We start from the raw sequence: 10,436 nt of genomic DNA on the forward strand, positions 1-10,436 counted from the left end.
CTGAGCACGCAACTGCCGCCCGGGGCCGAGTATATAAGCCGGATAACGGATGTGCTTGAGCGCCTGGATGCCGGCCGGGCCTGGTAGCCTGGTTCAGTACGATACCCCATCGGAGCGCATTAAAAAGTGGGGGCAGTCGGGTAATATACAAGGCAGCAGGGCGAGCAAGGGCTAATTGGCTTATCGCTTTCCTCACTGCCCTCACACCATGTTTTCTTACGCCTGCAAATGGAAGGGGGCAAGAACTTGGCGGTGGAGGTCCCTAGGCCCGTTGCTTCGCCAACCAGTCCAAGGCAGCTACCTCGTCGGTGAACCACCCCATCCGTACGCCATGAACAAAGCCGTTCTGCAACTGCCCGTAGCCCAACGCCGGCAAGCCGGCCCACACCGGCTCCGGGACCAGGAAGCAAAGGCAAGCTCCCGAACCCAGCTCCCGTGAGATGCGGGGAAAGTACTCGTCGCGCATCCAGTCGTGCAGGGCCTGGGGCTGTGCTTGCTGGTGCGAGCGGCCGTCCAGGAGCCAATACCGGCAGGCGTAGTGGCGGGCCGTGGCCAGCAGCAGCTCGCAGGTCTCCGTAATTTCTTCCGCGCTAAGCCGGCGGCTGTTGCAACCCCGGAGTAAGGGCGGACACGGCTCATACGTGATGGCGTAGTGGGCTAAAGGGGATAGGGACAACTCTTTCATCTCCGGCTTCATGCGCTACAAGGTACCACCCCTGGCTTATAAGCCAAAGCCGGAGCTTGAAGCAGGGGCCGCGAAAGAGCAGGAACAGCGCTTCCCGGCAGGACCACCGGGTCGAATTTACGCGGGGGTGGGATATCTTAGAAGTCGGTGATGTAAGTAACCATCATTTCAGGATAGGGTATGATAAGGGCCCGTTATCGTACTCTATCTGAGGGCATGTGGCTGCTGGTAGTGCTTCTTTCCGTACTATCACTCAATCTCAGCATACGAGCAGTTTAAGGCTGCTTACTGCCGCTATAAGCCAGGACCAGCTAGAGAAGAGCCTGCATAATAGAAGCCGTAGCGATACTGGGCCGTACCGGTTTTCTCCCCCTGCTTGTCGTAGCTGGTGAGTCGATCCAGCAGGCCATTAGGCAGATAGGTATACTTGGTCAGTCGTATCAGTTCGTCGAAGACGTAGTGCTGGCTTTCCAGCAGCTGGCCCCGCTCGTTGCGCTTGAAGATGCTCCGCCGGCCGTAGCCATTGCTGGTACTCACCCCGCCGCTCGCGTCGTAGGTTTGCGTGAACTGGGGTAGTGCCAGGCCCTTGGTATGCCGGGCCAGATCGTCCTGCCACTGCGTTGGCTCGTCTGTTTTCAGGGGTCCGGCTTCCGGATGAGCCGCTACGTAGTCGATAAATGCTTTACGAAAGTCGAGTTGGCCCATTTCCAGCACCTGCTTTCCGTTAAGCTTTATATATTCGTATGCTACTTCGCGCAGGCCGTAGTCGTTGAAGGTGAGCTTATCCTGACGCCATAGCTTTTCGCCGGGACCCACGTAATAGGTGCGGCTGAGCTGCTTAAGCTTCCCGGTGAGGTAGCTGCTGGTGGCCAGGTAGGTGGTATCGCGCTGCTTCCACGTGCGGGAGCGTTCGTAGGGTTCCCAATCGCCATTCAGCTCATTCCACAGCGCCGCAATCCCCGTGCCCGGCATCAGTGGGTAGTGGGTGCAGGAAGCGGGTAACCATACCTGCCCCAGACGGGTGGTATCGGCCGGGTCAGGGAGGCGACTAAAGGATGCCACGAGCCGCAGCTCATCATTGGCCGCATACGTTAAGTCCATGCGGCGGCCCAGGCGGCCAGCCTGCGCCCAGTACTGGCGCACAACGCGGCCCTTGCCGTCGCACTCCTGAAAGGAAGCTACTGTAAAGCCGGGCATCACGTCTCGCCGCCGCTCATCGGTTTGCTGCTGCTGCACCAGCACTGTCCGAACCTTGTGCCGGCGGTACTGCTCCTCCACCGGACGGGTATAGATCTGGCTGGTGGTCACGTCGTAGGAAGTAGGCACGAAATCCTGCGCCTGCACCGTTGGGCTGCTCGCCAGCAGCGCCGCGGCGCCAAGCATCAGCCGATGGCGGTGCGCTAATGTCGTGGGGGGGCGCTTGTCTGGGGGGGGCGTAGCCATCTGTCTTTTATAGAACACGGGAATTGTCAGGCCCTAAAGATCGGGCACTTCGTCGAATTGGCCACCACTAGGCCCACCGGCTTTTTTCCTTGACAGGAGCAGTAGGAAAAACCCCACGTATCGGGTTAATTTTGAGCATGCCCCATTCCACTTTACCGCGCCTGCTACTGGCCGTCTGCCTGTTGGCGAGCACTCTGCAGCCCCTGCTTGCCCAGGATAGCAAGAAAGTATACACCTACGTGGAACAGATGCCGCAGCTACCGGGCGCCGGGGGCACTGGGGCCGTGCAGGCCGCCATTCTGAAGAACTTCCGCTACCCGGCCGATGCGTCGCCGGCGCAGCTGCCGGGCCAGGTGTATGTACAGTTTAACGTCACGCAAACCGGTCAGGTAGAGGAGGCCAAGGTGGTGAAGGGCCTCTCGCCCGGTATCGACGCGGCCGCCCTGGACGCGGTGCGCCGCCTGCCCCGTTTCGTGCCCGGCAAGCAAAACGGCCAGGCCGTCACCGTTCGCTTTACTATTCCGCTGAAACTCGCCCTCAATGGTCAGGCCTCGACTGCCACGACGGGGGCCGACAACCCGCCCGCCAGCACAACGGTGGTAAAGAGCGCGAACGAGCCGGTGCCGGAAGTAGCCCAAAACAAAGTATACACTTACGTGGAGCAGATGCCGCAGCTGCCCGGTGCCAGGGGGAACGACGCCGTCATGGCGGCCGTGCAAAAAAACCTGGTCCTGCCCGCCGATACCCCCGAAGGGCGGGTGTTTGCCAGCTTTACGGTCACGGCCACCGGCGAAGTGACGGATGTCAGCATCCTGAAGGGGCTCAGCCCCGCGACCGATGCCGCCGTGCTGGCCGCCGTAAGCAAGCTGCCGCGGTTTGAGCCCGGCAAGCAGAACGGCCGGACCGTAGCGGTCAAGTCCACCGTGGCGGTAAACGTCTACCGGCCCGACCATGTGTTCGAAGCGCGTGAGGTAGCTACGCGGGCGCGCTTCCCGGAGCCGGGACTGTTTGCCTATCTGCAGCGCAACCTGAAAGTGCCGGCGGTGGTCAGCACGGAAAAGCTGCGGGGTTGGGTGGGCGTTGACCTGGTGGTGCTGGCTTCGGGTAAAGTGAGCGCCGTCACGCTAACTAAAAAGATGTGCGGGAGCTGCGATGCGGAAGTGTTGCGGCTAGTGCAAAGCTTTCCCGCCTGGGTGCCGGCCCGCGACCAGGGCGGGCGCGCCGTGGCCGCACGCCAGCACCTGGAAATACCCCTGCCGCTTCCCGACCCGGGCAGCCCCTTCACCACGCCTGAAAATATCGCTACCTACGTGCAGCAACCGGCGACGCTGCTTGATGGCACCCCCATCCAGGAGCTGGGGGCTTTGCTGACGAAGCGCATCAACTACCCGGAAACTGCCCGCCGCGAGCAGATTACGGGTACGGCTCAGCTCGAATTCCTGGTCGATGCCAACGGGATTGTACGGGAGCCCCGGCTGACCCAGTCCGTCTGCCGCAGCTGCGACCAGGCAATTCTGGACGCGTTAAAAGCGCTGGGTCCCTTTGTTCCGGCCCGCCAGGGTGAACAGGGAGCAGTGCCCATAAAACTGAATGTCAGCGTCCCCTTTACGCCCATTGCCCGACCGGCAGGCGGCAAGTAAGCTCCATTCCTGGTCCGCACTAGGGGCAATTGCTTCCGGCCGGTTTACGGTATCACTTCCTATTACTTGATTAGATGATGTCCGTTCCGGCCTTCCCGTTATCAGCTTCTTCAAGCCGTCGGCGCTTGCTCGATACCGGTTTACGCCTACTGGAAGAGCAGGGGTTTGCTGCGGTATCCATGGCCGACATTGCCGCCGCCGCCGCTCAGCCGCTGGCAGAAGTCTACCGGCATTTCGGCTCCAAAAACGACTTGGTAAGCGGTTTCTACCAGCGCGTACATGACGAGCTGGAGGGGCGCGTCTGCGACCTACCCGCCGGGACGGTGGCCCTGCGCTTTCAGACGCTGATGCGCTGGAAAATGGACTTGGTGGTGCCCCAGCACCGCTTGCTCCGCTCACAAATAGCGCATTTGCTCGATGCCGAGGACCCGATTGGGGTGCTCAGCCCCGAGACGGAAAGCATTCGGCTCCGCGGGCTGGCCCTGTTTGAAATCGTGGTGCGAGGCGCTACCGACGCACCCGCTGAATCGCTTATATCCTCCCTGGCCCAGACCCTGTATGCCGGGCACTGGGGCGTACTGGGCCTGCGGCTGCTCGACCGCTCGGCCGAGGGACGCGTTACTGACGGACTGCTGGAAATGCTTAGTGCCGGGCTGGCCTTATCCACGCCCCAGCTCTCGACCCTATTCGGGCCCTTGTTGCTGGGGCAGGTAGCCGCGGCCGTTGGGCAATTCCTGCAGGTAGCACCGGCAGTGGACTTTGACGTGGCCCGGCGGGTGGCCAAGCTCCTTTTATTGCACCGCAAAGTCCTGCCAACCGACCCTGCTGACGAATCCACGCAGGCCGATGAGCAAAGCATCGCCCTGCACCTGCCCAAGCTGCACTACTACATCCGCCAGGGCCTGCCCATCCACCTGATTCTGCCCGCCTTCCCGGCCAAGTCGCCCAATCCACGTAAAGTGCTCGGCAAGCTGCCCGACCTGGGCGAGGAAATAGCTCTCACGTTTTTGCAGAGCCTCTGCGACGCTATCGGGCAGGTATACGCGCCCGGGGCGCGCATCAGCATCTGCGCGGATGGGCGCGTATTCGCCGACCTCGTGCAGGTAAGTGATGCAGATGTATCGGCCTACAATGAAGTGCTCAGGCAACTGATTGAGCAGCTGGGCACGTCGGCGCTGGACATTATCAACCTGGAAGACGTGCTGGTTACTGACTCGTTCGACGAGGCCCGCACCTGGATTATGGACCAGTATGGCGAGCCGCTGGAGGAGCTCAAAGCCCGCGTGCGAGACACGGCGCACCACCGCGCTATGTTCAACGGGATTCACCGTTTCGTGTCGGAAGATGGCCTGGCGCTGGCGCCCGAAAAAAGCAAGAGCCGGGTGAAAGAGGAAAGCAAGCATGTGGCTTACGAGGTCATTCGGCGCAGCAATGCTTGGACGCGGCTGCTGGCCCAGGAGTTTCCGCACGCCGTGCGCCTGAGCATCCATCCGCAGCATCCGCATTCCGACAAAATCGGCCTGCGTATCACCCGGGCCGTGGACAACTGGCTCACGCCCTGGCACGGCGTAGTGCTGCTGCGCGACAACGACTACGTGCTGGTTAAGCGGCACCAGGCCGAGGAATCGGGCGCCGTTTTGGTGGAGAAGCACGGGCAGCCCAGCCACTATGTGGCCGGCCCGAATTCTTAACCATTGCGGTAGAATACGCCACCGGAATACTCGCCCCGGCACCGCATCTTTACCGGACGCATCCGATACCCGGATACCTGCCTTATCTCGCTATTTTCTATGCCCGCCTACTCCCTCGAACCCCAGTTGCCCTTCGGCCTGCTCGTACGCGCCGCTGCTGCCGGCCAGACCATCGCCGGCATTTCCGCCGCGCAGCTAACGGAGTGGGTGCAGGCACACCGCATCCTTATTTTTCGCGGGTTTGAGTTGTTCGACAAAACGCAGTTTGCCCTCTACGCCCAGCAGCTGGGCGAGCCGCTGCAATGGCCGTTCGGGGCCATCAACGAACTCAAGGTGAAAGCCGATGCCAAGAATTACCTCTATACGCCCAGCGCCGTACCCCTGCACTGGGATGGAGCCTTTGTCGGCCGCATCCCCTATCTGATCTTCTTTCAGTGCGTGAAAGCGCCCCGTGCCGAAGACCGGGGCGGCACCACGTTCGCCGATACGGGCCGGGCGCTGGCCCGGGCCAGCGCCGCGCAGCGCGCCCGCTGGTCAACGGCCACGCTGCGCTACCGCACCGAGAAAATCGTGCACTACGGCGGCACGCTCACCCAGCGCCTGCTGCAGGACCACCCGGTCACGGGCGAGCCGACCATGCGTTTTGCCGAGCCCGTGCGCGACCTCAACCCCGTAAGCGTGGAGGTGCTCGATGCCACCCCCGCCGAGCAGGCCGAGTTGATTGCCGAGCTGCAGGCCGCGCTGTACGCGCCGGAGGTGTTTTACATCCATACCTGGCAGGACAACGATATTGTACTGGCCGATAACCATGTGCTGCTGCACGGCCGCGACGCGTTTCTCAACCCCAACGAGCGCCACATCCAGCGCATCAACCTGCTGGCCCGCCCGGCCCACGGTGGGCTGGCCCAGTTTCTTAAGAACAGCAAAACCCTGCGGCGCACGGAGTTCCTGATTGCCGAGATTCCGATTTTCCTCATCCCCATCTTCCTCAGTGCCGAGAACTTCCGCTTTCTGAAAACGCCGGTTCTCTACGTGGGCTTGGCCGGCATTTACCTGCTCTTCAACTTCGGCGACATGGTGAATGCCTACGCCGACCGCCGGGTGGATGCCGTCTACAAAAGCCACCTGTCCAACGCCATCTTCGAGTTGGGCGGCCCCGGCGTGCGCTGGCAGATGCGGACCTCCGTGGCGGGAACGGTGCTCATCAGTATTTGGCTGACCCAGCACACCGGGCGCTGGCAGTTCGTGCCGCTCACGCTTATCGGCTGGGCCTTGGGCTTCCAGTATTCGTGGCGGCCCATCCACTTCAAGTCGCGCGGGCTGTGGCAGCTGGGCGCGCTGTGGGCCGTCATTTTCTTTGGCCCGATGGCCTACACCGGCAGCTTGGTCACGCGCTTTCCCAAGCCGGCCGTGCTCACGCTGGCCGCCGCTTACGGCCTGCTGCAGGTCGGCGTGCTGATGCTCAACAACGCCGAAGATTACACCGAAGACCGCGCCGCCGGCCTGCACACGGCCATTGTGGCGCTGGGTCTGCACCGCAGTATGCGGGTAGCCCAGGCCCTGACGAGTGGGGCGGGCCTGCTGGTGCTGGGCAGCTTTGCGTATTTATTCCGCGCCGAAAAGCTGCCCAAAGCAGCCTATGGGGCGTTGCTGCCGCTGGCCGGAGCCGTGGCGTACGTAGCCCGGGGCTACGAAACCGTGAACCGGAAAATTGCAGACCTCGACGAAGTCGCCGCCACGGCCGTGCTCAAGGAAAACGGCATGCTGGTACCGCAGTGGCTCAAGGCCACGGCCTACACCAGCCTGCTGGCAGCCGGCGTGCTGTTTGCCGCCCGCGTGCTGCGCCCTAAGCCGGCTCTAGCCTGATTGGCCCGTTTGTCCAGCTCCTTTCCTCTGTCATCCTATTGCTCTGCGCTATGCCAGCTCCCCCCACCACGCCAACCAGCACGGCCTCGGAAACGGCCGCCGAAGTCTATGACTGCGCCATTATCGGGGGGGGGCGTGGCCGGCCTGACGCTGGCCGTGCAGCTGGCGCGGGCGGGGCGGCGCGTGGTGCTGTTTGAGAAGGAGACCTACCCGTTTCACCGCGTGTGCGGCGAGTACATCTCCATGGAGAACTACGCGTTTCTGTGCCGCATCGGCGTGCCGCTGGACCAGATGGATCTGCCGGTCATGACGCGCTTTACCGTCTCCTCCCCCACGGGCGTGGCGCTGCACCATCCGCTCGATATCGGGGGGGTGGGTATCACCCGCTACGTGCTCGACCAGCTGCTGGCCTGCCTGGCGGCCGAGCACGGGGCCACCATCTAAGAAGGCACCAAGGTAACGGACGTGGTTTTTGCCGACGAGCAGTTCACGCTCACCACCGCAGGCGGTGATACGTACCGGGCGCGCACGGCCTGCGGAGCTTGGGGCAAACATGCCAACCTGGACAGCAAGCTCAGCCGGCCGTTTCTGGAGCCCAGTCGGCAGGGCCGCCAGTTTGTGGCCGTCAAGTACCACCTGCGGATGGACGATTTTCCGAATGATCTGGTAGAGATGCACAATTTCAGCGATGGCTATTGCGGACTCTCACCGGTGCCCGGGGGCCTGACCAACTGCAGCTACATCAGCGACGTGCGCAACCTGCGCGCCTACGGCAACAGCGTGGCCGAAATGGAGCGCGGGGTGCTCATGCAAAATCCGCTGCTGCGCCCCTACCTGCAGCAAGCCCAGCACGCTGGCACCGCCCCAATTGTCATCTCCCAGATTACGTTCCGGGAGCGTTCCACCGTCGATGCCCACGTGCTGATGCTCGGCGATGCGGCCGGCACCATCGCCCCGCTGGCCGGCAACGGCATGAGTATGGGCATGAGTGCCAGCTTCCTGCTGCACGGGCTGCTGCTCGATTTTCTGGATGGCCGCCTTTCTCGCGCCGAGCTGGAGCAGCAGTACACCCGGGCCTGGCGAAGCTTACTGAGCCTGCGCATCAGGGCCGGCCACCTCATCCACCAGTTCTTCGGGCGCCCGGCCCTTACCACCCTGGCAATTCAGGCCCTCAAAGGCCTGCCGGGACTCACGACGCAGGTGCTGAAGCTCACGCATGGCAAAAGCTATTAGCAGGCGCTCAAGTATGCTCCTACAGATTCAATAGTCGAAGCCAGTCTACTAGCTCACTCACCGAGATTTAGGTACGATAACGGGCCCTTATCATACCCTATCCCAAAGACGCGGCCGCTTAAACCACCCTATTCTGTCCACATTTATTAGATCATCTTACTTCGAAATCCATCTGCAAACCACGTCCCAACCTTGTCCGACTTAGCTAGACCACCTCAGATGATCATACCACGAGAGCGGGGTTAGGTGTTGAAGGTAGCAACAACTGATGCGGAGAATAATACGCATATTTACCGCACATCATGCGGAGAATAAATCAATATATTCATCAACTCCCGGCTTGGCCGAAGTTTAGCTGGCAGCCGGCCGCCTTGGAAAAGCTATTGGGTGAAGTACGCTACGAGCAAGGCCGGCTTCTGGGACGAGTGGAAGCGTTGGGCGTCGAACTGCGTATCGAGGCTACTCTGCGCACGCTCACGCTGGATGTGCTCAAATCCAGTGAGATTGAGGGCGAGATCCTGCCCCCGGCGTCGGTTCGCTCCTCGCTGGCCCACCGCCTGGGCCTGGAGCCCGGGGGCCTACCCGCCACTGACCGCCGGGTGGAAGGAGTGGTGCACATGATGCTCGACGCAACCCAGCGGACCTAAGAACCGCTGACGGCGCAACGCCTGTTCAGCTGGCACCACGCATTGTTTTCCAGCGGCTACAGCGGCCTGTACCCATTGCAGGTAGGAACCTAGCGCACAGGGCCGATGCAGGTGGTTTCTGGCTCCATGGGGCGGGAGCGAGTGCATTACCAGGCGCCCCCCGCTGACCTACTCGACGAGCAGATGGAGCAGTTTCTCACTTGGTTCAACAGTTCTACGGAAATGGACCCCGTGCTAAAGGCCGCTCTGGCGCACTTCTGGTTCGTAACCATTCACCCCTTCGGCGACGGCAATGGCCGCATCGCCCGCGCCATTGCCGCCCTGCAACTAACCCGGGCCGATGGCAGTGGGCAACGGTGCTACAGCATGTCGGCCCAGATTCAAGCCGAACGCCAGCAGTATTACGACTTGCTCGAAACCAGCCAGCGTGGCTCCTTGGATGTAACGGCTTGGATGAGCTGGTTTCTGGCCTGCTTGGGACGGACTTTTACGGCGGCTTAACAGACGTTGGTGCAGGTATTATCAAAGGCCCGCTTCTGGGAACTGCAGCAGCAGACGGTGCTCAGTGAGCGCCAGCAGCGGCTACTAACCCGGCTGCTCGACGGTTTCGAAGGCAAGCTGACTTCCTCGAAATGGGCGCGTATGGCCAAGTGTTCTCAGGATACAGCAGGCCGGGATATCGCCGATCTGGTAGCCAAGGGCATTCTGGTGCAGAATAGTGCCGGCGGCCGCAGTACCAACTACCGCCTGCAGTGGCCGGAGTCAGGATAAGGGAGCAGGTGGGTTATCGCAACTCGTTTGAAACAGCGCGCATGCGCTTGGTGATTGCTTGCCAGTCTGAACCAGACTCAAGGCAGGGAAAATCAACAAGAATCGTCCATGCGTGGTTGACTGGTCCAATAAGATGACCCATCATTGCGCATGTTAGTCGTTGCGGGCTGCTTAGCAGTTGGCGTAACTACCCTTTCCGGGGGGATTGCATCTTCCCGCCGCAAAAGTAAAGCAGCCACTGCCTGGCCACGCGGATGGCCTCAGCGGCTGCTTCAGCAAGCGCTCGGTCTGCCAGCCCGCAGGCGGCGCAGCGCCACTTAGCGCGCCCGTGCCCTAGGTGTATAGTCCCAGGGAGAGATGGTGTATTTTCCGGGCTGGAATTTCGCACGCACTTATGGGACAAATACTCCACGGCAGCGCCCGCACAACTTCGGCAATACGGGCCGCTATCCAACGTAGT

At 61.7% G+C, this 10,436-nt stretch carries 10 protein-coding genes; 8 read left to right on the plus strand and 2 right to left on the minus strand.

Annotated elements, in window-relative coordinates:
• Positions 1–262: 262 nt before the first annotated feature.
• Both D0N36_RS14455 and D0N36_RS14460 read right to left on the minus strand, forming a co-directional pair.
• Entirely contained in the window at positions 263–676 is a 414-nt protein-coding gene (locus D0N36_RS14455) for a hypothetical protein (protein ID WP_147320917.1), read from the minus strand.
• 303 nt (positions 677–979) lie between these two features.
• Positions 980–2,068 carry a hypothetical protein gene (locus tag D0N36_RS14460; protein ID WP_116942506.1) on the minus strand — a complete coding sequence of 363 codons (1,089 nt, stop codon included), beginning with the start codon at positions 2,066–2,068 and terminating at the stop codon, positions 980–982.
• A gap of 197 nt (positions 2,069–2,265) precedes the next feature.
• Here D0N36_RS14460 and D0N36_RS14465 point away from each other — a divergent pair, with 197 nt between their 5' ends.
• From D0N36_RS14465 to D0N36_RS19740, 8 genes are all read left to right on the plus strand, one after another.
• Complete coding sequence (locus D0N36_RS14465; protein WP_116942507.1) at positions 2,266–3,768, plus strand: TonB family protein; 1,503 nt, start codon at positions 2,266–2,268, stop codon at positions 3,766–3,768.
• 77 nt (positions 3,769–3,845) lie between these two features.
• Positions 3,846–5,459: an L-tyrosine/L-tryptophan isonitrile synthase family protein gene (locus D0N36_RS14470; RefSeq protein ID WP_262895326.1), complete on the plus strand. Its 1,614-nt coding sequence runs from the start codon at positions 3,846–3,848 to the stop codon at positions 5,457–5,459.
• A 99-nt stretch (positions 5,460–5,558) separates the two neighbouring features.
• The gene (locus tag D0N36_RS14475; RefSeq protein ID WP_116942509.1) at positions 5,559–7,325 is read left to right on the plus strand and encodes a TauD/TfdA family dioxygenase; all 1,767 of its coding nucleotides are present in this window, start codon (positions 5,559–5,561) and stop codon (positions 7,323–7,325) included.
• A 108-nt stretch (positions 7,326–7,433) separates the two neighbouring features.
• Complete coding sequence (locus D0N36_RS14480) at positions 7,434–7,769, plus strand: NAD(P)/FAD-dependent oxidoreductase (protein WP_116942510.1); 336 nt, start codon at positions 7,434–7,436, stop codon at positions 7,767–7,769.
• A gap of 21 nt (positions 7,770–7,790) precedes the next feature.
• Positions 7,791–8,558: an NAD(P)/FAD-dependent oxidoreductase gene (locus D0N36_RS14485; RefSeq protein WP_116942511.1), complete on the plus strand. Its 768-nt coding sequence runs from the start codon at positions 7,791–7,793 to the stop codon at positions 8,556–8,558.
• A 302-nt stretch (positions 8,559–8,860) separates the two neighbouring features.
• Complete coding sequence (locus D0N36_RS19730; protein ID WP_262895325.1) at positions 8,861–9,205, plus strand: DUF4172 domain-containing protein; 345 nt, start codon at positions 8,861–8,863, stop codon at positions 9,203–9,205.
• 105 nt (positions 9,206–9,310) lie between these two features.
• Positions 9,311–9,706, plus strand: a complete 396-nt coding sequence (locus tag D0N36_RS19735; protein WP_242478929.1) for a Fic family protein — start codon at positions 9,311–9,313, stop codon at positions 9,704–9,706.
• A gap of 9 nt (positions 9,707–9,715) precedes the next feature.
• Entirely contained in the window at positions 9,716–9,976 is a 261-nt protein-coding gene (locus tag D0N36_RS19740; RefSeq protein WP_242478930.1) for a Fic family protein, read from the plus strand.
• Positions 9,977–10,436 lie beyond the last annotated feature (460 nt).

The organism is Hymenobacter lapidiphilus, assembly GCF_003417065.2.
Taxonomy (GTDB): domain Bacteria; phylum Bacteroidota; class Bacteroidia; order Cytophagales; family Hymenobacteraceae; genus Hymenobacter.